Below are 24,914 nucleotides of genomic sequence, written 5' to 3'. Positions count from 1 at the left end.
ACAACGAGCCAGCCACAAGATCCTTTCCCCGCCCTGCACTGGCGCCGAAGGCGCCCCCTCCGCTCGATACGCCCGCTGCGCGGGCTACTCGATCAGCATGGAGGCGACCGCCGCTGGCCGGTCGATCAGTACGGAGGACGTGCGCCGCCGCTGCGTCAGTCGTCGATGAAGCCGGGGACGTGGGCCAGGGTGGCGACGGTGCGGGCGCGGCCCCACTCGACGTGGGCGTGGGCGACGGAGACGGCGAGCGGGGCGTCGCCGGAGGCGATCGCCTCCGCGAGGCGCACGTGCTCGTCGTGCCGGACGCCCGGCTCCGCCTGGATGTTGGCGATGTTGAGACGGTTGCTGCGCTCGTCGAGCGGCTGCATCGTGGTGATCAGGAGCCGGTTGCCCGCGATCGCCTCGATCGCGCCGTGGATGCGGCCGCTCTCGGAGTGGAAGCGCGCGAGGTCGCCGGCGGCGAGGGCGGCGCTCGCGTCGGCGACCACTGCGGTCAGGGCCGAGGCGTCGGCGCCGCGGGCCACCGCCTCCGCGGCCTTGCGGGCCACGAGCGGCTCGAGCGCCGAGCGGATGTCGTAGAGCTCCTCGACGTCGCGCCGCCGGACGATCGAGACGACGGCGGTGCTGCGCGGGCGGACCGTGACCAGGCCGGCCAGCTCGAGCCAGGGCAGCGCCTCGCGGATCGGGACGCGCGAGACGGCGAGCTCGGTCGCGAGATCGCGCTCGCGGATCGGCTCGCCCGCGGGCAGCCGGCCGTCGAGGATGCGCGCGCGCAGCTCCTCGTACACCCGCTGCGACATCGTCTGCGCGGGACTCTTCGTCGGCATCGGCGCTCCTGTCGGTCTACCCGTTCTCCGTCCTCGAAGGGTAGCGGGCGGTGCAGGAGAGACCCGTCGGCCCTTGTAACGCCGTCTTCATCTGCCCGAAACACCCTGGCGCCGGATCGGATCTACCGTGATCGACGTGCCTCGGTATACCGAGCGCCTCCCTCGCCACTCCGCCGGAAGGACCCGCCCCATGAGCACCGTCACCAATCCGCCCCCCGCCACGACGATGGGCGACCGCATCGAGGCCGCCTACTCGCGCATCGGAGTCACGAGCGCCCACCTCGGCATCGTCGCGATGATCCTCTTCGGCGTCTTCTTCGACGCGATCGAGCAGAACACGGTCGGCGTCGCCGGCCCGATCCTCGCCGCCGACTGGGGACTCGCCGGCGCGCAGATCGGCCTGCTCAACACGGCGACCTTCACGGCGGTCGCGCTCGGCCGGGTCCTCGCCGGAGTGGTGATGGACCGGATCGGGCGGCGCACCCTCCTCGGCGCGAACCTGATGATCTTCGCCGTCGGCTCGCTGCTCTGCGCCTTCGCGCCCAGCTACGAGATCCTGGTCGCGGCGCGCTTCCTGGTCGGCCTCGGCCTCGGCGGCGAGATCGCGACGGCGGTCATCATGCTGGCCGAGTTCTTCTCCGCCAAGCACCGCGGCACCGCCGTCGGCCTGATCAACGTCGCCGCGGCCGGACTCGGCAACATGCTCGCCCCGCTCTTCGGCGTCATCGTCTTCTCGGTCTTCACCGGCGACGACCGCTGGCGCTGGCTCTTCGGGATCCTGGTGATCCCCGCCCTCGCGGTCGTGGTCTACCGGCGCGCGCTGCCCGAGACTCCCCGCTACCTCGCCGCCCGGGGCCGCGTCGCCGAGGCGAACACCGTGATCAACCGTCTCGCTCAGGGCCGGCTGCACCGCCCCGTGACCGACGAGGTGGACTACCTGGGCGGTGCCGCCGACCGACCCGTCACCGCCGTGAGCACCCCGCGCTGGACCGAGCTCTTCGGCCGCCGCCACCGCCGCACCACGATCGCCCTGGGCGTCGCGGTCTGCATGTCCTACGCCGCGCAGATCTCGATGCTCACCCTGATCCCGCTGATCCTCACCTCCCGCGGCTTCGACATCACCAGTGCGCTCTGGTATACCCTCGTGATGCAGTCGGGCTCCCTCGTCGGTGCGCTGGTCGCGGCGCTCGCCGCCCGCCGGCTGCCGCGCAAGCTCACGCTCACGGTCGCGGCCCTGCTCGGGATCGGCGCCGGTCTCGGCTTCGGCTTCCTCGGCACCACCGTCGCGCTGGTGCTCGTCTTCGGCTTCCTCTTCAACTTCTCGGTGATCGTGCTCAACACCACCATCTGGCTGTTCGCTCCGGAGCAGTACCCCACGCGCATCCGCGGCCTCGGCACCTCGGTGATCCTCGCCCTCGGCTCGCTCTCCGGCGGACTGTTCCCGCTCCTCGCCGGCGCCGTGCTCGACGCCTCGGGGGTCGGCGGGATGTTCGCCCTCCTCGCCGGGCTGTTCGCGATCTGCGCGATCGCCGTGCAGTTCCCGCGCGAGACCGTCGGCCGCCCGATGGCGGAGGACTGAGCGTGCAGCGCACGGTCGTCGTCGTGAATCCGAACACCTCGGTCGCGACCACCCGGCTGCTAGTGGCCGTCGCCCGCGACGCGGTGCGCGGGGAGGACGTCCGGATCGTGGGGGAGACGGTGGCGCAGGGGCCCTCGATCATCACGACGCCCTCCGCTCTCTCCGCCGCGGCGGCGCACGTGATGACCGCGGCTCGACGCGCGGTGCTGCTGCACGCCCCCGACGCGATCGTGGTCGCCGCGTTCGGCGATCCGGGTGCCGCCGAGGCGGCGGAGGCGACGGGGCTGCCGGTCGTCGGCATCGGAGCCGCGGCCGTGCGCGCCGCGAGCGCGGGCGGCCGGCGGTTCGCGATCGCGACGACGACCGGCCGGCTCGAGCCGGTGCTCCGGGCGCTCGTCGCGGATGCGGGGGGCCTCGACGCCTACGCGGGCTGCTTCCTCACGGCGTCGCCGGCGGAGGAGCTCGAGGACCCGGACCGGCTGCACGGCGAGCTGCACGCCGCGGTGCGGCGGGCGCAGGCGGCCGGGGCGGAGGCGGTGATCATCGGCGGCGGGCCGCTCAGCGCGGCGGCCGAGCGGCTGGCCGCGGAGTTCGCCGGGATGCTGCCGATCGTGGAGCCGATCCGCGCGGCGGTGGCGGAGGCGCTCGCCGCGACGACCCCGGTCGGGGCCCTGCCCGCCTGAGGCGGCGGACCCGGGAACGACGAAGGCGCGGGAGTCCAGGACTCCCGCGCCTTCGCGTGGTGGTGGGCGGCGCTCAGGGAGCGACGCGGTCCGGGGCGACCCGGCCGGCGAGCATCGCCTCGAGGGCGGCGTCGTCGCGGCGGGTGCGCGCCCGGCCCAGCGCGACGTCGGCCGCGAGGACCGCGACGGCCGCGAGGCCGAGCGCGAGGATCCAGATCAGTCCGCCGTCCCAGGGCAGACCGGCCCAGGTCAGCGCGACCCAGACGACGGCGGCGACGACGCCGCCGAGCGCGGGGATCAGCACCGACCCGTGCAGGTGCCGGTGCGGCAGCCCGTATCGGGCGGCGAGGCCCAGGAGGATCCCGCCGAGCGTGACGAAGAGGAGCTCCACGACGTGACCGTGCGGGAGGGGCTAGGCGACGAAGCCGACGCGGCGCGACTCCTCGGAGCCGACCTCGACGAAGGCGATGGTCTCGGTGGGGACGATGTAGATCTTGCCCTTCTCGTCGCGCAGGCGGAGGACCTTGGCGCCCGCCTCGAGCGCGGTGGTCACCGTCTTCTCGACCTCGGCCACGGACAGCGAGGACTCGAAGTTGAGCTCGCGCGGGGTGTTGACGATTCCGATACGGATTTCCACCAGCAGTGCCTTTCGGGAGGGGACGTGGCTGTCAGGATACGGGACCGGGCGGCGCGGCCGACGCCGGTTTCGCGCTGAGCGGACCCGGCCCGGGAGGGGCCGCCCGAGGGCGCTCGGCAGTGTCGGCGGTCTTCGTTAGCGTGGTCGCGTGAGCGCTCCTCGAACCCCGGCACCCGCCTCCGACGAGGCTCCCGCTCGCGACGGCTCGGCCGGCGAGGGGCTCGTCCTCGACCCGTCGCAGCGCGCCGTCCTCGCCCTGCCGGACGGCCGCAGCGCCGCGGTGCTCGGCGCCCCCGGCTCGGGCAAGACCCGCACGATCGTCGAGCTCGTCGCCGAGCGCGTGCTCGAGCGCGGCTACGAGCCGGAGTCGATCGCCGTGCTCGCCGCCAGCCGCACGGCCGCAACGGCACTGCGCGACGTGCTCGCGCTGCGGCTCGGCGTCCCGACGCGGGGCCCGCTGGCGCGGACCGCCACCTCGCTGGCCTTCGAGGCGGTGACCGCCGCCGCCAAGGAGCTCGGGATCGACCGGCCGACCCTCCTCACCGGCGGCGAGCAGGACGTCATCCTCTCCGAGCTGCTCGAGGGGCACCTCGAGGAGGGCACCGGGCCGCGCTGGCCCGACGAGTTCAGCGCCGAGGTGCTGCGGCTGCGCACCTTCCGCACCGAGCTGCGCGAGTTCGGGATGCGGGCCACCGAGCACGGCCTCGACGCGGACGCGATCCGCCGGCTCGCCGTGGACGCGGACCGCGGCGAGTGGTCGGCCGCCGCCGCCGTGCTCGAGGAGTTCCGCGACGTCGTCGACTGGATGTCGCCGCAGGCGGGGACGAAGCTCGACGCCGCCGAGTTCGCGGCCTTCGCGGCCGAGACGATCCGCGACGGCGGCGGGGGCGAGCGGATCCGGGCGCTCCGCCTCGTCCTCGTCGACGACATGCAGGAGGCGAGCGAGTCGACGGTCGTGCTGCTGCGAGCCCTCGCCGCGCGCGGCGTCACCGTGCTCGCGTTCGGCGACCCGGACGTCGCGACGAGCGCCTACCGCGGCGCCGCCTCCGACACCCTGGGCCGCTTCGGCCCCGCGATCGGCGTGCGCGACGCCGAGACCCTCGTGCTCGGCCGGGTGCACCGGCACGGCGCCGCCCTGCGCGCCCTCGTCTCGGCGGCGACGCAGCGGATCGGCACGGCCGCGGCCGGTCGGCAGCGCGCCGCCGAGGCCCCCGCCGACGAGGAGGGGGCGCCCGCTCCCGTGCTCGTGCTGCACGCACCGACCGCGGCGCGCGAGGCCGCGACGGTGGCGCGCCTGCTCCGCGAGCGCCGCCTGCGCGACGACGTGCCGTGGCGGCGGATGGCCGTCGTCGTCCGCTCCGGGGCGGCCGTCCAGCCGCTGCTGAAGGCGCTCGCCGTCGCCGAGGTGCCCACCCGCTCCGTGCTGGCCGGTCGCGCGCTGCGCGACGACCACGCCGCGCGGGCGCTGCTCGTGCTGGTCGGCGTCGCGGTCGGCGAGCGGCCGCTCGACGCGGAGCTGGCGGCGGAGCTGCTGCTCGGCCCGTTCGGCGGCGTGGACCGGCTCGGACTCCGGCGGCTGCGGCTGGCCCTCCGCGCCGAGGAGCTCGCGGGCGGGGGGATCCGCGCGAGCGATCCGCTGCTGGTCGAGGCGCTGGAGGCGCCGGGACGCTTCGCCACGATCGACTCCGGCCCGGCCCGGCAGGCCGAGCGCCTCGCCGTCACGATCGACCGCGTACGCCGGCTGCACGCCGAGCAGGGCTCGATCGAGGAGCTGCTCTGGTCGGCCTGGGAGTCGAGCCGCGTCGCCTCCTCCTGGCGCGAGCTGGCCCTCGGCACCGGACTGACGGCGGCCGAGGCGAACCGCAACCTCGACGGCGTCGTCGCGCTCTTCAGCGCGGCGCGGCGCTTCGTCGAGCGGGCGCCCGGTCACTCGGCGATCGGCTTCGTCACCGAGATCCTCGAGGCGGAGGTGCCGGAGGACACGCTCGCGCCGCGCTCGGTCGAGGACGCGGTGCTGATCGGCACGCCCTCCTCCGTCGTCGGCCTCGAGTTCGACGTGGTCGTGGTCGCGCGGCTGCAGGACGGCGTCTGGCCGAACCTGCGCCAGCGCGGCTCGCTGCTCGACCCCGACGGGCTGATCCGGCACGCGCGCGGCGAGGGCGACCTGCCGCTCGACAGCCGGAAGGCCACCCTCGACGACGAGCTGCGGATGTTCGCGCTCGCCGCCTCCCGGGCCCGCCGCCAGCTCGTGCTCAGCGCCGTCGCGGGCGAGGACGAGACGCCGTCCCTCTTCTTCCGGCTCACGCCGCCCGACGCGCCCCGGCTCGACGCGGCCTCGGCCGTGCCGCTGACCCTGCGCGGGGCGGTCGCGGGGCTCCGCCGGACCGCGACGACGCCGAACTCGGCCGAGGCGCCCGGCGCGATCCGCGGGCTGCGCGCACTCACGCTGGCCGAGGTGCCGGGTGCCGACCCGGCCTCCTGGTACGGCGTCCTCGAGCCCTCCACCACCGAGCCGCTCTTCGACCTCGACGATCCCGAGCGGCCCGTCTCGGTCTCGCCCAGCCGGCTCGAGGCGTTCGAGCGCTCGCCGCTCGACTGGTTCGTCGACGCCGTGTCGGGCTCGACCACGAGCACCGCGATGGGGGTCGGCACGCTCGTGCACTGGGTGCTCGAGAACGCGGCGAGCACCGAGCCGGAGGCGCTCTGGGCCGAGCTGGAGTCGCGCTGGCCCGAGCTGGTCTTCGAGTCGCCCTGGCTCGGCGAGCGGCAGCTGCGGGTGACCCGGCGCCTGGTCGAGGGCCTCGCCGCCTACCTCGCCGACTTCGAGCGCGGCGGCGGGGCGGTGCTCGGCCGCGAGCAGCAGTTCGAGATCGACGTGCCGCCCGCCCGGATCCGCGGCTCGATCGACCGGGTCGAGCGCGCGCCGGACGGCTCGGTCGTCATCGTCGACCTCAAGACCGGCCGGAGCACTCCGCGCCAGGCCGACATCGCCGAGCACGCGCAGCTCGGCAGCTACCAGCTCGCCGTCGCGAGCGGCGCGATCGAGGCGGCCGGCGCGGACGAGGGCGGCGGAGCGAAGCTGCTCTTCGTCGCGAAGGGCGTCCGCGGGTCGCTCTACCGCGAGGTGGTCCAGCCCCGCTTCGGCGAGGAGGAGCTCGAGGCGCTGCGCGAGCGGGTCCGCGCCGCCGCGCGGGGGATGGCCTCGGCCGGCTTCTCGGGGCTGCTCGACGCGGTCCCCTTCTCCCCGGGCGACGCGCTGCGGTACCGGATCCACGCGGTGCCGGAGGTCTCGGGGGACGGCCGGCTGGCGCTCGACGAGGTCGAGACGGACGAGGAGGAGACCGCGACTCCCGAGGACTCCACTCTGGACGCCGCCGACCCCGACCCGGCCGCCGACCCCGACCCGGCCGCCGACCCCGACCCCGCTGCCGACCCCGATCCCGCCGCCGACCCCGCTCCCGACTCCGCCGCGACCCCCGAGGAAGGGCCCCGCCCGTGATCGACGCCCTGACCATCGCCGAGGCCCTCGACCTCCGCCCGCCCACCGTCGAGCAGCGCGCCGTCATCGAGGCGCCGCTCGCCCCGGCCCTCGTCGTCGCGGGCGCCGGCAGCGGCAAGACCGAGACGATGGCGAACCGCGTGCTCTGGCTGCTCGCCAACGGGCTCGCCGCTCCCTCCGAGGTCCTCGGCCTCACCTTCACCCGCAAGGCCGCCGCCGAGCTCGGCGAGCGGATCGGCCGCCGGATCGACCAGCTGGGGGCCGCGGGCCTGCTGCCGCTGCGCGAGGGCCAGACCGAGCCCGACCCGTTCGAAGCCGCCACCGTCTCGACCTACAACGCCTTCGCGAACACGATCTTCCGCGACAACGCCGCGCTGATCGGGCGCGAGGGCGACGCGACCGTGCTCTCGGAGGCCTCCGCCTGGCACCTGGCGCGCGGGGTCGTCGCCGACACCGCCGACCCGCGCATCCTCGAGGTCGAGGCGAGCATCGACCGCCTGACCGACCTCACCGTCGCGCTCGCGCACGACCTCGCCGACAACCTCGCCGACCCGGCCGAGGTGGCCGGCTTCGCGGAGGACTTCCTCCGCCTCGGCGAGCTGCCCCGCGGCTCCAGCGGCTCCGGTCTCTACCGCGAGCTCGAGAAGGCGCTGCAGGCCGTCGGCGCGCTGCCGGTGCTGACGGCGCTCGCCGAGCGGTTCCAGGAGGCGAAGGCCGAGCGCGGCTTCGTCGAGTTCTCGGACCAGGTGGCGCTGGCGCTGCGGATCATCGAGCGCGTGCCGCGCGTCGTCGACGAGCACCGCGCCCGCTACCGGGTCGTGCTGCTCGACGAGTACCAGGACACCTCCGTGCTGCAGACCCGCCTGCTCGCCCGGCTCTTCGCCGAGCAGGGCGTGATGGCCGTGGGCGATCCGCACCAGTCGATCTACGGCTGGCGCGGCGCGAGCGCGGAGGGCCTCGGCCGCTTCGCCCTCGACTTCGGCTCCGCGGCCCGGTTCTCGCTGTCGACCAGCTGGCGGAACGGCCACGGCGTGCTGGCGGCGGCGAACGCCGTCGTCGCGCCGCTGACCGCGGGCAGCGCCGTCCCGGTCGACCGCCTCGCCGCCGGGCCGGGCGCCTCCGACCACGCCGTCGAGCTCACCTTCCCCGAGACGATCGAGGACGAGGCCGACGACGTCGCGCGCTGGTTCGCCGGCCGCCTCGCCGAGAACGCCGAGCGTGGGGAGGCGCCGCCGTCGGCCGGGGCGCTCTTCCGCGTCCGCGCGCACATGGACCGCTTCGCCGCCGCGCTCTCCCGGCACGGCGTCCGGTACCACATCCTCGGCATCGGCGGCCTGCTGCGGCAGCCCGAGATCGCCGACCTCGTCGCCGCGCTGACCGTGGTGGAGGACCCGGCGGCGGGCAGCGAGCTGGTCCGCCTCCTGGCCGGCGCGCGCTGGCGCCTCGGCGTCCGCGACCTGCGCGCGCTCCGCGATCTCGCCTCCTGGCTCGCCTCGCGCGACCACGCGCACCGGCTGCTGCCCGAGGAGGTGCGCGAGCGGATGCGCGCCTCCGTCACCGAGGGCGAGGGCGGCTCGATCATCGAGGCCCTCGACTTCATCGCCTCGCGACGCCCCGGCGAGGACGGCCGGCTCGACCACTCCGCGCTGTCCTCGTTCAGCGACGAGGGCCTGCGCCGCCTGCACGACGCAGGCACGCTCTTCGCGCGCCTCCGAGCCCGGGCGGGCCTCGACCTCCTCGACTTCGTCACGCTGGTCGAGCAGGAGCTCGGCCTCGACATCGAGGTGGAGGCCAACGAGTCGCGCAGCGACGGCCGCGCCAACCTCGAGGCGTTCCGCGAGGCGGTGTCCGGTTACCTGCAGACCGACGACCGCGGCGCGGGCACCGGCTCGTCGCTCCGCGGCTTCCTCCGCTGGCTCGTGCTGGCGGACAAGCGCGACGGCCTCGCGCCTCGGCCCGAGGACCCGGAGCCCGGCACCGTCCAGCTGCTGACGATCCACGGCTCGAAGGGCCTGGAGTGGGACCTGGTCGCCGTGCCGCGGATGGTCGACGGCGAGCTGCCCGGCACTCCGGTCGAGGGCTTCCGCGGCTGGGTGCGCCTCGGCGCGATGCCGTACGCCTTCCGCGGCGACGCCGCCGAGCTGCCGGACCTCGCCTGGCGCGGCTGCACGACGCAGAAGGAGGTCGTCGACGCGATCGCCGACTTCGGCGACACCCTGCGGGAGCGCAACGAGTCCGAGGAGCGCCGGCTCGCCTACGTCGCGGTCACCCGGGCCCGGCACCACCTGCTGCTGAGCGGATCCTGGTGGGCCGGGCAGGCGAAGCCGCGCGGACCCGGCGTCTTCCTCCGCGACCTCGCCGAGGCCCGCACCCTCCCGGAGCTGCCGGTCGAGCCGTCGAACCTCGAGAACCCGCTCGAGCAGGCGCCGCGCACCTTCCACTGGCCGCACGACCCGCTCGGCGCCCGCGGCGACCGGGTGCGCGCGGCGGCCGAGCGCGTGCGCATCGCCGAGCCGGCGCTGCTCGGCGCCCGCGGAGCGGACATCCGCCTGCTGCTCGCCGAGCGCGCCGTGCGCCTCGCGGGCGGCGCGCGCGTCGGCCTGCCGACCCGCATCCCGGCCTCGCGGTTCAAGGACATCGTCAGCACGCCCGCCGAGGTCGTCGCGCAGCTGCGCCGGCCGATGCCCGAGCGGCCGTACCGGCAGACCCGGCTCGGCACGACGTTCCACTCCTGGGTGGAGAACCGCTTCGGCATCCAGGGCGAGGCGGAGTCGGTCGACACCTTCCCGGACGAGCTCGACGACGGCGGAGCGACCGCGGCCGGAGCGGAGGGCGAGCAGCTCGCCCGTCTGATCGAGACGTTCGAGCGCTCGGAGTGGGCCGACCGCCGCCCCGAGGCGGTCGAGATCGAGATCCACCTCCAGCTGGCCGGGCACGTCGTCGTCTGCAAGCTCGATGCGGTCTACCGGACGGACGAGGGCTTCCAGATCGTGGACTGGAAGACCGGACGCGCCCCGAAGGACGCGGCCGACCTCGAGCTCAAGCAGTTCCAGCTCGCGCTGTACCGCCTCGCCTACTCTCGCTGGAAGGGCGTGCCGCTGGAGAGCGTCGACGCGGTGTTCTACTTCGTCGCCGACGACCTCGTGCTGCGGCCCGAGCGCTTCTACTCGGAGCGCGAGCTCTCGGAGTCGCTCTCCTCGGCGACGGGGGCGAGCCCGCGGCCGTGAGCGGAGGAGCCGGTCCGCGCGCCGGGCGTGCGGTTCAGCAGCTCCTCGACCTCGGAGACCTCGAGCACCGGTCCGGTGTCGGTGGACAGCGGCGCGGACAGATCGCCGAGGACGCTGTCGACCAGGAGGTCGAGCATCCCGACCGCGTCGTCGACGATCGCCGAGTCCTCGGTCTCGGTGCCGTGCAGCAGCCAGCGGGCCAGCTCGAGCTCGGCGTAGAGCTGAGCGCGCTGGCGGAGGGTGCGGTCGACCGCGCCGGCGCGCATCCGCGAGTACGCGGCGAACGCCGTGCCGGCCCCCGGGGCGCTGAGCAGCCAGTGCAGATCGCGGGCCGGGTCGCCCACGCGCAGCGCCGCCCAGCCGAGCACGGCGCTGACGGAGTCGCCGGAGCGGAGGAAGGAGTCGGAGGTCATCGAGCCGTTCACGACCGTCGGGTCGAACTGCCAGAGCGCCTCGTCGGAGGAGGCCGACTCCCAGCGTGCGACGAGCGCGGCGGGCACGTGGCCGGTGTCGGCGGCGCGCTCGATGACGGCGACCGTCTCGTTGACGCTGTCGCGGGCCGAGGCGACGGGCAGCCCCGCCTCCTGCACGAACGACGCCGGCAGCGAGTGGATCGCGCCGATCGCCCGCCCGACCGAGTCCGCGAGACCGCTGGAGGCCTCGACGTCGTCGATCAGCACGCGGTCGCCCTCGAGGTACTCGTAGACGACGCCGCGGGTGCCGTCGTACGGCGTCTGCCCGATGCTCTCCTGCAGATCGAACGGCAGGCGGCTGCGGATGCCGGCGGTGAGCGCGCGCAGGGCGACGAGGTCGCCGAGCTGCTCCTGCTCGGCCAGCGGCGAGGTCGGCACGCGCACCACCAGGCGGGCGCCGTCGCGCGTGGTCAGCAGGGCGGAGTCGAAGTCCCCGTGCGTCGAGTGCGTGAATTCGCGCGCGGTCCGGACGTCGAGGCCCTCGACGGCCGAAGTGGCCAGCGCGGCTAGAGTGAGATGGGATCTGGCCATGCTCACCAGGGTAGGTCGCCGGGCGCCCGACCGGCCGGTCGCCACGCGCTGACCAGCCGATGCCGTCGAGGAGCCGCGCTCCTCCCGGCCGCCGCCCGGCCCGCCACCTCCTCGGCCCCGCACCGGCCGTCCCCCCGGCACCGCTTCGAAATGAGCCCGCATGATCCCGTCCTTCTCCGACCGCCTCCCGCTCGCCCGTCAGGCGGTCGACCGGGACTACCTCGCCCGCGCTCGTCCCGAGCTCTTCGACGAGCTGGACGCCGATGCGGCGACCCGGGTCGTCCTCCTGCGCGGCGACCGCGCCCTGGTCGACGGCGAGCGCCTCGCCCTGCGCCCCGCGGCCGACGTGCCGGCCGGCGCCCTCCGCCTCTACCTCGGCCGCACCACCGTCGACGCCGAGGGCGAGCCCGCGGGCACTCCCGTCGTCGCCGCCGTGCTCACGGACGAGCAGGCGAGCGCCCTCGAGCCCGACGACGCCGCCTGGGGCGCCCTGCGCACCCTCGCCGAGCACCTCAGCGACCGCGACGCCGGCCTCTTCACCGAGGCGCTCGCGATGGTCAACTGGCACGCCTCGCACGGCTTCTCGCCGCGCAACGGCGACGCCACCGTGATCGAGCAGGGCGGCTGGGTCCGCCGCTCGCCCGCCGACGGCAGCCAGGTCTTCCCGCGCATCGACCCGGCGATCATCGTCTGCGTCCTCGACGCCGACGACCGCCTGCTGCTCGGCTCGAACGCGATGTGGGGCACCGGCCGCTTCTCGCTGCTGGCCGGCTTCGTCGAGCCGGGGGAGTCGCTCGAGGCGGCGGTCGTCCGCGAGATCTTCGAGGAGTCCGGGATGCGCGTCGTCGACCCGCAGTACCTCGGCTCGCAGCCCTGGCCGTTCCCCGCCTCGCTGATGATCGGCTTCACCGCCCGCCTCGCCGAGGACCAGGCCCCCGCCGACCTGCTCCCGGACGGCGAGGAGATCGTCGCCCTGCGCTGGTTCACCCGCCAGCAGCTGCACGACTCCCTCGAGTCGGTGCTGCTGCCCGGCCGCTCGTCGATCGCCCGCGCGATGATCGAGGACTGGTACGGGGGAGCGCTCGAGAACGGCCCCATCGTCGCGTGACCCTGCTCGACGGACTCGACGAGGGGCAGCGCGAGGCGGCGGAGGCGCTGCTCGGCCCGGTCTGCGTCCTGGCCGGCGCGGGCACCGGCAAGACGCGGACCATCACCCACCGGATCGCGCACGGCGTCGCGACCGGCGTCTACACGCCGGCCCGCGTGATGGCGCTGACCTTCACCAGCCGCTCGGCCGCCGAGCTGCGCTCCCGGCTCCGAGTCCTGGGGGCGGGCGGCGTCATGGCCCGGACGTTCCACGCCGCCGCGCTCTCGCAGCTCGGCTTCTTCTGGCCGCAGCTCGTCGGCGGCACGATGCCGCAGCTGCTCGACGGCAAGGCGCGGCTGCTCGGCCACGCGGCGGAGCGGCTCCGGCTGAAGCTGGACACCGCGACCCTGCGCGACCTCTCCGCCGAGATCGAGTGGCGGAAGGTGTCCGCCCTCTCGCTCGAGCAGTACGCGGTGGCCGCCCGGACCCGTGCGCTGCCCGGACGGCTCACCCTCGAGCAGACCGTCGCGATGGTCGACGAGTACGAGGGGCTGAAGGACCAGCGCCGGCAGATCGACTTCGAGGACGTCCTCCTCGTCACCGCGGGGATGCTCGAGTCCGAGCCGGCGATGGCGATGCAGGTCCGGGAGCAGTACCGCTTCTTCGTCGTCGACGAGTACCAGGACGTGAACCCGCTCCAGCAACGGCTGCTCGAGCTGTGGCTCGGTGACCGCAGCGACCTCTGCGTGGTCGGCGACGCGAGCCAGACCATCTACTCCTTCGCCGGCGCCCGCGCCGACTACCTGCTCGACTTCGGCTCGCGCTGGCCGGCCGCGACGGTCGTCCGGCTCGAGGAGAACTACCGCTCGGCCCCGCCGATCGTGCAGACCGCGAACCGGCTGATGCGCGGCCGGCCCGGCGCGCTCGTGCTGCACTCCGTCGCGAGCGCCCCCGCCGCCGTCGAGAGCCCGGAGCCGGCGATCGACGCCTACCCCGACGACGTCGCGGAGGCCCGGGGAGTGGCGGCCCGCGTCGCCGCCGACATCGAGGCGGGCGTGCGCCCCTCCGCCATCGCGATCCTCTTCCGCACCAACTCGCAGTCGGCGATCCTCGAGCGCGCGCTGCACGAGCGCGGCGTCGCGGCGCACCTGCGCGGCGGCAAGCGCTTCTTCGACCTGCCGGAGGTGAAGCAGGCGGTGATGCAGCTGCGCGCGGCCTCGGTCTCCATCTCCGGCGAGCCGCTGTTCAAGTCGGTCAGCGACGTCCTCCGCTCGCTCGGCTGGAGCGCCGAGCCGCCGTCGGCACCGGGTGCCGTGCGCGAGCGCTGGGAGTCGCTGGACACGCTCGCCCGGCTGGTCGACGAGGCGCCCGCCGGCTGGAGCTTCAAGCAGTTCACCGACGACCTCCTCGCGCGCCAGCAGGTGCACCACGAGCCGGACCGCGCGGCCGTCACCCTGGCCACCTTCCACTCCGCCAAGGGCCTCGAGTGGGAGTCGGTGCACCTGATGGGCCTGACCGAGGGCCTGCTGCCGATCTCCTACGCGAGCGGCCTCGAGGCGATCGACGAGGAGCGCCGGCTGCTCTACGTCGGCATCACCCGCGCGCGTCAGCGGCTGCGGCTCTCCTGGTCGCAGTCCACCGTGGGCCGGGTCACGCGGCGGGAGCCGTCGCGCTTCCTCGCAGAGATCGGCACGCGCACCCGCGGTGCGGCTCCAGCCGCCGCTCGCTGAACGCACCGGAGGCGTCCGAGTAGGTGCGCTCGACACTGCGCAGCCCGGTCCAGCCGGCGTGCAGCCGCCGGAGCGCCGCGTCGGCCGCCGCGACCGCGATCGCGGCACTGGAGAGGGCGGTCCGGGTCGATGCGGTGGTGCCGAGGACCTGGATCACCAGCCGCGGCCACTCCGGGTCGAGGTCGATCCGGTCGCGGTAGGCGCAGTGCAGGCAGGGCCCGCCGCCCGGCTCGACGAGGGGGCCGATGCGGACCGCCTCGTCGCCGAAGACCACGGCCAGATGGGGCACGTCGCTCGAGAGCCAGTGCGCGGCGCGCGCCGGAGCGACGGCGTAGTCGGCGACGAGCACCGCGAGAGCGGGCACCGCGTCCTCGCCGACCAGCTCGCAGCCCTCGCCGCGAAGCAGGCTGCGCAGGGCGTCGGCCGCGGAGCCGACACCCTCGACGACCACCCGTGGCGGCGCGGGCGGATCCGGGTCGATGCTCCGCAGCAGCACCGGGCGCAGCGTGGCGAGCAGCTCGTCGACGCGCGCGTCCGAGGCGCCGGCGCGCGTCGCGATCAGCCGCGCCGTGCCCGCGCTGGTGCCCACCCGCAGCGCGTGCACCAGCAGCTCCTCGGCGTAGCCGACGCCCTCCAGCACGACCCGCGGGTGGTCGAGTCCGACCTGCATCGCGGTCGCAGAGCGCCAGACGAGGGGGAAGCGGGGATCGAGCCGGAGGACCATCGGGAGATCATGGCCGAGAGCGGCCCGGCGGCGCGGGAGTTGTCCACAGGTCGTGGACCCCTCCCGCGCGGGGATCAGACCGGCCGGTCGCCGGTGGGAGCGGTGCCGTCGTCGTCCGGTCGGCCGCCGTCGGTGCCGGCCTCGGGCTGGTCGCCCTCCGGCGCCGCGGGCGTCGTCCCGTTCAGCAGCTCCTCGAGCGCGCGGTCCATCTCGTCGGGCTCCGGGGTCTCGCCGCGGGCCTCGGCGCTCAGTCGCGCGACGAGGGCTGTCGGGTCGTCGAGGTCGTCCGAGCCGGGCAGCACGTCGGGGTGCGACCAGAGCGCGTCGCGCGCCTCGGGACCGACCGCGTCGGTGACGGCCTGCCACATCGCGGCGGCCTCGCGGAGGCGGCGCGGCCGCAGCTCCAGGCCGACGAGGGTGGCGAAGGCCGACTCGGCGGGCCCGCCGGACGCGCGACGGCGGCGGACGGTCTCGGCGATCGCGCCGGCGCTGGGCAGGCGGGTGGTCGCCGCGGCGGTGACCACGTCCACCCAGCCCTCGATCAGGGCGAGCATCGTCTCGAGGCGGCCGTGCGCGGCGAGCTGCTCCTCGGTCTTCGGCGGGATCAGCGCGCCGGAGGTCATCGCGTCGCGCAGCTCCTCGGGGTTGGACGGATCGAAGTTCTCGGCCAGCTCCTCGAGGCGGGTGGTGTCGATCGTGATGCCCCGGGCGAAGTCGGTGATCTGCGAGATCAGGGCGAGCCGGACCCACTTGCCGTGCCGGAACAGCCGCGCGTGGGCGAGCTCGCGCACCGCGAGGTAGATCTGCACCTGGTCGATCGGGATGTCGAGGCCCTCGCCGAACGCGGCGACGTTCTGCGGCACGATCGCCGCGTCGTTCTCCTCGAGCAGCGGGATGCCGATGTCGCCGCCGGAGACGACCTCGGCGGCCAGCTGGCCGACCACCTGGCCGAGCTGGAGGGCGAAGAGGGTGCCGCCGATGCCGCGCATCATGTCCTCGGCGCCGGCGATCATCGCCTTCATCTCCTCGGGGGCCTGGTCGCGCATGACGCCGGTGAGCGCGTCGGAGATGCTGAGGGCGACCGGCTCGGCGAGCTGCGTCCAGACCGGCATCGTGAGCGTGATCCACTCGAGCCGGCTGATGGTGCGCGGCGGACGGCTCAGCTCGGAGACGTAGGCGACCTCGTCGAGCCAGAGCGCCGCGACGCCGAAGGCGCCGTCGAGCGGGGCGCGGACGGCGTCGGTCACCGGGACGGAGTCCGCGCGCGCCAGCTGCTTCGCCTGCTCGAGCGCGAGCGACCAGTTGATCCCGCCGCCCGACTGCTGCATCGCGCTCTGCAGCTGCGAGAGCAGGTTCTGCAGCGCGACCGGGTCGTTGGGCAGACCGGCGGCGCCGGCGAGCTGGCTCGGATCGATCGGGCCGTTCCCCGAGAGGAACTGCCGGAGCATGTCGCGGAACTCGTCCTCCGAGCCGCCGCCCGGTCGGTCCGCGTTGTCGCCTTCGGCCATTCGGGGAGCCCTCTCTCATCGCACGGAGCCGGCCTCTGCACACCCGGTTCGGGCGACGGATCGTGACACGACTCCCAGTCGTGCAAGCTACGTTAGCCCGAGCGTCCGGAGCCACGACGTGAAGTCGACCGCCCGGCCCCGACCCGCTTCCGCCCGCCGCGAACACGCCGGCGCCGCCGCCCCGCACGTCCCCAGAGAGGCCCCCGTTTGCTGTTCTCCGTCGACCCGCGCCCCTCCTCCCCGCGCGGCCGGCGCGCCTGGGTCGGGCCCGCGGTCCTCTTCTCCGGCGTCGCGCTCGTCGTCGGGCTCGGTGTCACCCCCGCCCCCTACGTGATCGAGCAGCCGGGCCCGGTCTTCGACACCCTCGGCACGAGCGGCGAGGACGTTCCGCTGATCTCCATCCCGGACGAGACGACCTATCCCACCGAGGGCACGCTCGACATGCTCACCGTCTCGGTGGTCGGCAACCCGCAGAGCCTGCCGACCTGGATCGAGGTCGCGAGCGCCTGGTTCGACCGCACCAAGGCCGTCGTGCCCGTCGCGCAGATCTTCCCGCCGTCCTCCACGGTCGAGGAGCGGGACCAGGCGAACCAGGCCGAGATGACCGACTCGCAGCAGGAGGCGATCGCCGCGGCGCTCACGGAGCTCGGCTATCCGATCAACCAGCGTGTCTCGGTCGTGCAGATCCCGGACGACTCGCCCGCCGCCGGCGCGCTCGAGACCGGCGACGAGATCGTCGCCGTCGCGGGGGAGCCGGTCGCCGATGTGACCGCGCTCCGCGCCGCCGTCCAGGCCTCGGGCACCCAGCAGCCGGTCACCCTCACCGTCGAGCGCGGCGGGGCCGAGCAGGACGTGCAGGTCACCCCGGTCGACAACGACGGCGCGGCCGTGATCGGCATCGTCGCCGGTGCGGCCTTCGAATTCCCGTTCGAGGTCGACATCCAGCTGGACGACGTCGGCGGGCCGAGCGCCGGGATGATGTTCGCGCTCGGGATCATCGACAAGCTCACCGAGGGCGCGCTGAACGGCGGCGCCTCCGTCGCCGGCACCGGCACCATCGACGCCGCGGGCGAGGTCGGCGCGATCGGCGGCATCCGCCAGAAGATGTTCGGCGCGGTCGACGCGGGGGCGCAGTACTTCCTCGCGCCCGCCGACAACTGCAACGAGGTCGTCGGCCACGTGCCCGACGGCCTCCAGGTCTTCAGCGTCGCCACCCTCGACGACTCCCTCGCCGCCCTGAAGGGCGTCGCCGCGGGCGACACCGACGCCCTTCCGACCTGCGACGGCGCGACCCCCATCAACTGACGGGTCGGGTCTCGATGCGCCCCTGCGGGGCTCCTCGACCAGCATGTGCGGCCACCGAGTCGCCGAACGACCGCGGCATGCTGATCGAGTAGCCCGCGCAGCGGGCGTATCGAGATCCACGGGTGCCAGGAGCAGCGGCCACCGCCCGCCCTGTCCGCTCAGGGCGGAGCCGCCGAGCCGCTCCCTGAGGGCGACGCTCAGGTCCCCTCGCTGGTCGTCGCCTACCATGGGGAGCCTCCCGTCACATCTCCACATCAAGAGGCTTATCCGTGAGTTCTGCAGCAACCGAAGCCCCGCCGCGCAAGAGACGGAGCGTTCTCGCCGTCACGGTCGTGGTGGTCGCCGTGCTGGTGGTGGCGTTCTTCGTCTTCGCCGGTCTCTACACCGACATCCTCTGGTACGACCAGCTCGGGTTCCTTTCGGTGCTCACGACGCAGTGGTTCGCCGCGGGCGGGCTCTTCGTCATCGGCTTCGTCGCGATGGCCGTCCCCGTGTTCGTGAGCCTGACGCTCGCCTACCGGCTGCGCCCGGTCTACGCGAAGCTCAACTCGCAGATCGACCGCTACCAGCAGGTCGTCGAGCCGCTGCGGCGCCTGGCCACCTTCGGCATCCCGGCGGTCCTCGGCCTCTTCGCCGGCGTCTCCTCCTCCACCCGGTGGCAGACGAGCCTGACCTTCTGGAACCGCACGCCCTCGGGCGACGTCGATCCGCTGTTCGGCCTCGACACGTCGTTCTACCTCTTCGAGCTGCCCTTCTACCAGAGCATCGTCGGCTTCGCCTCGGCCGTGCTCATCATCTCGGCGCTCGCCACTCTCGCCACCGGCTACCTCTACGGCGCGATCCGGATCAACGGCCGCGAGATCCGCATCTCGAAGTCCTCGCGCATCCAGCTCGCGATCATCGCGGCGCTCTACCTGCTCGTGCAGGCGGTCAGCCTCTGGCTCGACCAGTACGCGACCCTCAGCCGCCAGGGCACCCGGATCACCGGCGCGACCTACGCCTCCGTGAACGCCACGATCCCCGGCCTGCAGATCCTCGCCGCCATCTCCGCGCTGATCGCCGTCCTCTTCATCATCACGGCCTTCATCGGCCGCTGGCGCCTGCCCGTCATCGGCACCGCGCTCCTCATCGTCGCGAGCCTGCTCGTCGGCTCGCTCTACCCGTGGGTCGTCCAGAAGTTCCAGGTGGAGCCGAACGAGCGCACGCTCGAGTCGACGTACATCCAGGACAACATCGACATGACGCGGCAGGCCTACGGCGTCTCCGACGTCCAGGTCATCCCGTACGACGCGACCACCGACGCCGAGCCGGGCGCGCTCCGCTCCGACGCGGAGACCACGGCGAACATCCGCATCCTCGACCCCGCCGTCGTGACCGACGCGTTCTCGCAGCTGCAGCAGTTCCGCCAGTACTACTCCTTCGGCGACCAGCAGAACGCGCTCGACGTCGACCGCTACTCGATCGACGGCTCGACGCAGGACGCGGTCGTCGGCGTCCGCGAGCTGAACCTCAACGGCCTCGGCACGAACCAGACCTGGTACAACCAGACCCTCGTCTACACCCACGGCTACGGCCTGGTCGCCGCATACGGCAACCAGCGCTCGTCCGATGGCGAGCCCGTCTTCATCGAGTCCGGCGTCCCGACGACCGGTGACCTCGGCGACTACGAGCCGCGGATCTACTTCGGCGAGAACTCGCCCGGCTACTCGATCGTCGGCGGCGACGGCGACCGCAACATCGAGCTCGACTACCCCTCGGGCACCGAGGGCGAGCAGCAGACCTACACGACCTTCGACGGCAACGGCGGCCCCTCGCTCGACAACGTCTTCAAGAAGCTCGTCTACGCGATCAAGTTCCAGTCCGAGCAGATCTTCCTGTCGGACGGCGTCAACGACCAGTCGCAGATCCTCTACGACCGCGACCCGGTGCAGCGCGTCCAGAAGGTCGCCCCGTACCTGACGCTCGACTCGGACGCCTACCCGACCGTCGTCGACGGCCGCGTCGTCTGGGTGGTCGACGGCTACACCACCTCCGCGGACTACCCGTACTCGGAGGTGCAGAGCCTGTCGCAGGCGATCGCCGACACCAACACGCAGCAGCAGTTCCCGACCGACGACGTCAACTACATCCGCAACTCGGTCAAGGCGACGGTCGACGCCTACGACGGCAGCGTGACGCTCTACGCCTGGGACACCGAGGACCCGATCCTGCAGACCTGGCAGAAGATCTTCCCGAGCACCGTCGAGCCGATCAGCGAGATGTCGGCCGGCCTGCTCAGCCACGTCCGCTACCCGGAGGATCTCTTCAAGGTGCAGCGCGCCGTGCTCGGCACCTACCACGTGACCGACGCCGGCTCGTTCTACTCCCGCGAGGCCGCCTGGTCCACGCCGAACGACCCGACCTCGGGTGGAGCGAGCACGGCCGCCGTCGGCGGCGGGGACACGCTGCAGCCGCCGTACTACCTGACGCTGCAGACGCCCGACGTCGAGACGCCGTCGTACTCGCTCTACTCCACGTACATCCCGGCGAGCACACCCGGCAGCGCGGCGAGCCGCAACGTGCTCACCGGCTACCTCGTCGCCGATTCGGATGCGGGCTCGACGGAGGGCGCGGTGGCCGACGGCTACGGCACGCTCCGGCTGCTCGAGCTGCCGAGCGACGACACGGTGCCCGGCCCCGGTCAGGTGCAGAACGCGTTCAACACCGACCCGACCGTCGCGAACCAGCTGGCACTGCTCCAGCGCGGCGACACCACGGTGCCCCGGGGCAACCTGCTGACCCTGCCCGTCGGCGGCGGTCTGCTCTACGTGCAGCCGATCTACGTCAGCTCGAACGGCGACACGAGCTTCCCGCTCCTGCAGAAGGTGCTCGTCGCCTTCGGTGACGACATCGCCTTCGAGGACACCCTCGACGCCGCCCTCGACAGCCTCTTCGGCGGCGACTCGGGAGCGGACGCGGGTGACACCGGCACGGTGGTCACTCCGACCCCGACGCCGACCGACACGGCGGATCCGGGCACGGGCGACACCGGGACCGGCGACGCGGGCACCGGCGGGACGGCTCCCACGGGCGACCAGACCGAGCTCCAGGCCGCTCTGAGCGACGCGAGCACGGCTCTCGCCGCCCGCGAGACCGCCCTGAAGGCCGGCGACCTGACCGCCTTCGCGGCGGCGGACGAGCAGCTCACCGAGGCGCTCCAGCGGGCGCTGGCGGCCGAGGGGCAGCAGTAGGGCGATGGTCCAGGTCGATCGTGGCGAGCACCTGCGCGCAGGGGAGTGGCTCGATCCGAACCGGGAGTACTGGGAGGGGCGTGCCGGTGACGGCGCACCCCTCCGGGCGTTCGGGGCGGCGGTGCCGGCCGGGGCGCGGGTCCTGCACCTGCAGTGCGGCGCCGGGGGCGACGCGCTCCTGCTCGCCGAGCGGGGCGAGGACGTCATCGGCGTCGACTTCTCGATGCCGGCGATCCGGCGGGCCCGCGAGGCGGCGCGCGAGCGCGGTCTCGCCGAGCGGACCCGCTTCGTCTGCGCGAACCTGTACGAGCTGCGGCACATGCTGCCCGAGCCCGACGCCTTCGACGCGGTCGTGACGACCTTGGACGCGGTCGCCTGGCTCCCCGACCTGGAGGAGTGGGCGCGTGTCGTCGAGTGGTTCGTCGCGCCGGGTGGCACCGCGGTGATCGGCACGCAGGCGCGGTCGCGCGTCGACGACCCGGCGGTGCGCACCTGGGAGCGCTCGGGCGAGGACGTCGCGGAGGCCCTCCGGGCGACCGGTCTCGAGGTCGCCGCGAGTGCCGTCGACGGCGTCGCGTGGACGGCGACGAAGCCCGTCTGAGCCGCCGAGCACGGCACTGCCTGCTCCGGGTGCCCACTCGATTTGCATCGCTCCTGATCCCCGTGTAGTGTCTCTTCTTGTGCCGCGGGGTGGAGCAGTTCGGTAGCTCGCTGGGCTCATAACCCAGAGGTCGTAGGTTCAAATCCTGCCCCCGCAACAAGAAGACGGAAGCCGGTCGCGAAAGCGGCCGGCTTTCGTCGTTAATGCGGGCTGTGCACGGGTCAGGACGCCGCGTCGATGACGCTCAGCACGTTGCCCGACGGGTCGCGGAACCAGGCGATCGTCGGCCCCCGCCCGCGCATCACGCCGTTCTCATCCGTCGGCATCTCGCTGTCCGAGTAGATCTTGGTGACGACGCCGGAGTCGTTGAGCGCCGCGACCGCCGCGTCGACGTCCTCGACGGCGAAGTTGAGGATCGTGAACTCGGCCGGCACGTGGCTCGGCTTCGGGTAGGCGATGGCGCTCCCGCCGCCGGGCAGGGCGATGTCGAGGATCCCCATCGCGTTGACCGACACCTCCAGCCCGAGGACGTCGCCGTAGAACGCCCTCGCCGCCTCGACGTCCTGCACGCTGAACCCGCTGAAGGCCCGCTCGCTCCTGATCATGACCGCACTCCCGTCCGCGCAGCGCCGTCGCCGCGTCCTGCGCGCGACGCTACTCCGCCGGCAGGTGGATCACGAGGAGCACGCTGCACTGCGACTGCGACTGCGACTGCGACTGCATGCTGGTCGAGTAGCCCCGCAGGGGCGTATCGAGACCCGCCGTCCCCAGCAGGCGGGTCTGCAGACTCTCGTTCTGACGCCGGTGGATCTCGATACGCCCGCTCCGCGGGCTACTCGATCAGCATGAGATGCCTGCTCCGCGGATGCTGCATGGAGGACCCGTTTTGCGGGCTGCTCTTCGTAGAGGACCCGCTTCGGGGACTGTTCTTCGTGGAGGACCCGCATCGCGGGCTGCTCCAGATGAAGGGCCCGCATCGCGGGCCGCTCTGCCCGGGAGTACGCTGCGGCGCGGCCCGGCATGCTGGTCGAGCAGCCCCGCAGGGGCGTATCGAGACCCACCGTCACCAGCAGGGCGGGTCTGCAGACTCTCGTTCTGACGCCGGTGGATCTCGATACGCCCGCTGCGCGGCCTACTCGATCAGCATGGCTTCTCCCTGCGCACTGGGTGATCCTTCCCAGGAGGCCCCATCGCCGCCGGACCTCCGGCCCGGCCCCGAGTCGCTCGGTGTGTCGGGCCGGGGCGCACGCTATCCTCGTCCGGGATGCGAAGGGTGCTGGTGTGAGCGACGAACAGGTGGACGAGACCGCAGGAGCGACCCGGGACGGGTCCCCGAGCGAGGGGATCCACCTCACCCGCCGGAGCCGGCGGGACGCCGAATCCGCCGCACAGGCTCAGCGTCCGACTCCCCGCACCCGCCCGGTGCCCGTCGCTCCCGTCGCGGTGCGCACGCCCGTCCTCGCGACGGTGGCGCCCGTCCGCCGCCGCCGTGGCCGAGTCCTCCGCACCACGGTCAGCACGGTCGCGGCCGCCGCGATCGCCGGCATGGTCGCAGTGATGGCCCTCCCCGCCTACTCCTTCGACCCCGCGCCCGACTCGCAGGCCGCGATCGAGGCCGCCGCCCGCATCCAGGCGCTCGGCAACCAGAAGCTCACGGTCGCGTCGACCGCCGTGCAGGAGCAGGTCATCCGCGACTCCTTCACCGCCCCGACGCAGGCGCAGCTCGACGAGGCCGCCGCGCAGGCGCGTGCCCTCGCCGCCGCCGCGGAGAAGGCCGCCGCCGATGCCGCGGCGGCAGCCGCCGCGGCCGCCGCCGAGGAGGCCTCCGGCACGTCCACGGGCGCTGCCGCAACGAGCCGCTCGGGTGGCACCAGCAGCTCCGTCACTCCCCGCGAGGAGGGCGACGACTACCCCTGGCGCGACGCGCTGACCGACGACCAGGGCGGCGGCCTCTCGCCGCTGCGCTACTACTACCGCGAGTGCGTCGACTTCGTCGCCTGGCGCCTCAACCGCGACCAGGGCTCCACGGGCGCCCCGTTCAAGTGGACCTGGGGCAACCTGACCCCCGGCGGCGGCAGCGCCTACGCCTGGGCCGGCCAGTGGGCCTCGCACGGCTGGGAGACCAGCACGACGCCCGTCCCGGGCGCCGTCGCCTGGTTCAACGGCAACCACGTCGCCTACGTGCAGTCCGTGAACGGCGACGGCACCGTCTCGCTCGAGGAGTACAACTGGGGCAACGACCACGCGTACCACGCGCGGACGATCCCGGCCTCGAGCGTCCCGCTCTTCCTCTACCCGCCGAGCTGATGGCGGCGCAGCGCAGAGCCTCCACGCGCAAGGCCGCTCGGCCCGCGAGCGCGGCGGCCGTCGGCTTCGCCGTCGCGCAGTTCGCTCCGACCGACGACCGCGTGGCGAACCTCGCGGTGATCCGCCGCCTCGCCGGCGTCGCCGCTCAGCGCGGCGCCAGCGTCGTGGTCCTGCCCGAGTACAGCTCGTTCTTCGTCGACCCGCTCGGCCCCGAGCTCGTCGCCGCGGGCGAGGCGCTCGACGGCCCGTTCGTCCAGGGACTCGGCGAGATCGCGCGCGAGCTCGGCGTCCACCTGGTGGCGGGCATGGTCGAGTCCGTCGACGACGGCGAGCGGATCGCCAACACCCTCGTCGCGGTCGAGCCCGGGGGAGCGGTCGTCGCCACCTACCGCAAGCTGCACCTCTACGACGCCTTCGGCCAGACCGAGTCCGACTGGGTCGCGCCCGGCGAGATCGGCGTGCCGCAGACCTTCGAGGTGGGCGGCCTCGTCGTCGGCCTGCAGACCTGCTACGACCTGCGATTCCCGGAGGTGACCCGCTGGCTCGTCGACGCGGGCGCCGACGTGGTCGCCGCCCCCGCCGAGTGGGTCCGCGGCCCGCTCAAGGAGGCGCACTGGCGCACCCTGGTCACCGCCCGCGCGCTGGAGAACACGATCTACCTCGTCGCCGCCGACCAGACCCCGCCGATCGGCGTCGGGACGAGCATGATCGTCGACCCCATGGGCGTCGAGATCGCCACGCTCGGCGAGGTCGAGGACGTCGCGGTCGCCTGGCTCTCGCAGGAGCGCATCGCCGCGGCCCGGGAGAAGAACCCCGCGCTCGCGCTGCGGCGCTTCGAGGTCCGCCCCGTCCGGGCCGGCCGCCGGTCAGCCGCGGCGCGCGAGTCCCGCTAGCTGTAGTTCCTCGGGACGTTGTGAACGGGTGACGTAGAAGAAGACCTCCGGGACGATGTGGGTTACCACACAC

At 73.8% G+C, this 24,914-nt stretch carries 18 protein-coding genes and 1 tRNA gene; 12 read left to right on the top strand and 7 right to left on the bottom strand.

Going from position 1 to position 24,914, the window contains the following annotated elements; genetic code table 11:
* Nucleotides 1-155: 155 nt before the first annotated feature.
* On the bottom strand, nucleotides 156-827 hold the full coding sequence (locus MT351_RS19760; protein WP_123737695.1) for a GntR family transcriptional regulator: 672 nt from the start codon (nucleotides 825-827) through the stop codon (nucleotides 156-158).
* Between the two features lie 190 nt (nucleotides 828-1,017).
* Between MT351_RS19760 and MT351_RS19755 the strand changes: the two genes are divergently transcribed.
* Both MT351_RS19755 and MT351_RS19750 read left to right on the top strand, forming a co-directional pair.
* Entirely contained in the window at nucleotides 1,018-2,406 is a 1,389-nt protein-coding gene (locus MT351_RS19755; RefSeq protein WP_243583074.1) for an MFS transporter, read from the top strand.
* Between the two features lie 2 nt (nucleotides 2,407-2,408).
* Nucleotides 2,409-3,089, top strand: coding sequence for an aspartate/glutamate racemase family protein (locus tag MT351_RS19750; RefSeq protein WP_243583073.1), 681 nt, complete (start codon nucleotides 2,409-2,411; stop codon nucleotides 3,087-3,089).
* Between the two features lie 73 nt (nucleotides 3,090-3,162).
* Here MT351_RS19750 and MT351_RS19745 read toward each other — a convergent pair whose 3' ends face one another.
* A complete protein-coding gene (locus MT351_RS19745; RefSeq protein WP_123447587.1) occupies nucleotides 3,163-3,480 on the bottom strand; it encodes a hypothetical protein in 318 nt (105 codons plus the stop codon).
* Between the two features lie 21 nt (nucleotides 3,481-3,501).
* On the bottom strand, nucleotides 3,502-3,726 hold the full coding sequence (locus tag MT351_RS19740; RefSeq protein ID WP_123447586.1) for a DUF3107 domain-containing protein: 225 nt from the start codon (nucleotides 3,724-3,726) through the stop codon (nucleotides 3,502-3,504).
* Between the two features lie 148 nt (nucleotides 3,727-3,874).
* Here MT351_RS19740 and MT351_RS19735 point away from each other — a divergent pair, with 148 nt between their 5' ends.
* Nucleotides 3,875-7,225 (top strand): ATP-dependent DNA helicase, encoded by a 3,351-nt coding sequence (locus tag MT351_RS19735; RefSeq protein WP_243583072.1) that lies wholly within the window; start codon nucleotides 3,875-3,877, stop codon nucleotides 7,223-7,225.
* Entirely contained in the window at nucleotides 7,222-10,452 is a 3,231-nt protein-coding gene (locus MT351_RS19730) for an ATP-dependent DNA helicase (RefSeq protein ID WP_243583071.1), read from the top strand. Before MT351_RS19735 ends, MT351_RS19730 begins: the two co-directional genes overlap by 4 nt.
* Here MT351_RS19730 and MT351_RS19725 read toward each other — a convergent pair.
* A complete protein-coding gene (locus MT351_RS19725) occupies nucleotides 10,389-11,456 on the bottom strand; it encodes a phosphotransferase (RefSeq protein WP_123737691.1) in 1,068 nt (355 codons plus the stop codon). The genes MT351_RS19730 and MT351_RS19725 overlap by 64 nt on opposite strands.
* A gap of 160 nt (nucleotides 11,457-11,616) precedes the next feature.
* Between MT351_RS19725 and nudC the strand changes: the two genes are divergently transcribed.
* Nucleotides 11,617-12,564, top strand: a complete 948-nt coding sequence (gene nudC, locus MT351_RS19720) for an NAD(+) diphosphatase (protein WP_243583070.1) — start codon at nucleotides 11,617-11,619, stop codon at nucleotides 12,562-12,564.
* Nucleotides 12,561-14,273, top strand: a complete 1,713-nt coding sequence (locus MT351_RS19715) for an ATP-dependent helicase (protein ID WP_243583069.1) — start codon at nucleotides 12,561-12,563, stop codon at nucleotides 14,271-14,273. The genes nudC and MT351_RS19715 overlap by 4 nt, the downstream gene beginning before the upstream one ends.
* On the opposite strand, the gene MT351_RS19710 is transcribed toward MT351_RS19715, so the two are convergent.
* Nucleotides 14,194-14,997 (bottom strand): hypothetical protein, encoded by an 804-nt coding sequence (locus MT351_RS19710; protein WP_243583068.1) that lies wholly within the window; start codon nucleotides 14,995-14,997, stop codon nucleotides 14,194-14,196. The two genes, MT351_RS19715 and MT351_RS19710, sit on opposite strands and share 80 nt — an antisense overlap.
* A gap of 74 nt (nucleotides 14,998-15,071) precedes the next feature.
* Entirely contained in the window at nucleotides 15,072-16,505 is a 1,434-nt protein-coding gene (locus MT351_RS19705; protein WP_243583067.1) for a zinc-dependent metalloprotease, read from the bottom strand.
* Between the two features lie 207 nt (nucleotides 16,506-16,712).
* On the opposite strand from MT351_RS19705, the gene MT351_RS19700 reads away from it, so the two are divergent.
* From MT351_RS19700 to MT351_RS19685, 4 genes are all read left to right on the top strand, one after another.
* The gene (locus MT351_RS19700) at nucleotides 16,713-17,810 is read left to right on the top strand and encodes a PDZ domain-containing protein (RefSeq protein ID WP_243583066.1); all 1,098 of its coding nucleotides are present in this window, start codon (nucleotides 16,713-16,715) and stop codon (nucleotides 17,808-17,810) included.
* 269 nt (nucleotides 17,811-18,079) lie between these two features.
* Nucleotides 18,080-21,040 (top strand): UPF0182 family protein, encoded by a 2,961-nt coding sequence (locus tag MT351_RS19695; RefSeq protein WP_243583065.1) that lies wholly within the window; start codon nucleotides 18,080-18,082, stop codon nucleotides 21,038-21,040.
* 4 nt (nucleotides 21,041-21,044) lie between these two features.
* Nucleotides 21,045-21,641, top strand: coding sequence for a bifunctional 2-polyprenyl-6-hydroxyphenol methylase/3-demethylubiquinol 3-O-methyltransferase UbiG (locus MT351_RS19690; RefSeq protein WP_243583064.1), 597 nt, complete (start codon nucleotides 21,045-21,047; stop codon nucleotides 21,639-21,641).
* Nucleotides 21,642-21,724: 83 nt separating this feature from the next.
* Nucleotides 21,725-21,798: transfer RNA gene (locus MT351_RS19685), tRNA-Met, on the top strand.
* 64 nt (nucleotides 21,799-21,862) lie between these two features.
* Here the strand turns inward: MT351_RS19685 and MT351_RS19680 are convergent.
* A complete protein-coding gene (locus MT351_RS19680; protein ID WP_243583063.1) occupies nucleotides 21,863-22,246 on the bottom strand; it encodes a VOC family protein in 384 nt (127 codons plus the stop codon).
* A 676-nt stretch (nucleotides 22,247-22,922) separates the two neighbouring features.
* Between MT351_RS19680 and MT351_RS19675 the strand changes: the two genes are divergently transcribed.
* Together MT351_RS19675 and MT351_RS19670 are read left to right on the top strand one after the other, a co-directional pair.
* Nucleotides 22,923-23,948, top strand: coding sequence for a CHAP domain-containing protein (locus MT351_RS19675; RefSeq protein ID WP_148060091.1), 1,026 nt, complete (start codon nucleotides 22,923-22,925; stop codon nucleotides 23,946-23,948).
* The gene (locus MT351_RS19670; protein WP_243583062.1) at nucleotides 23,948-24,841 is read left to right on the top strand and encodes a carbon-nitrogen hydrolase family protein; all 894 of its coding nucleotides are present in this window, start codon (nucleotides 23,948-23,950) and stop codon (nucleotides 24,839-24,841) included. The genes MT351_RS19675 and MT351_RS19670 overlap by 1 nt, the downstream gene beginning before the upstream one ends.
* Nucleotides 24,842-24,914 lie beyond the last annotated feature (73 nt).

The organism is Rathayibacter sp. VKM Ac-2926 (genome assembly GCF_022815565.1).
GTDB classification, from domain to species: domain Bacteria; phylum Actinomycetota; class Actinomycetes; order Actinomycetales; family Microbacteriaceae; genus Rathayibacter; species Rathayibacter festucae.
Note: the sequence above shows the minus strand (reverse complement) of the source record. Positions and strands in the feature narration are given on the sequence as shown.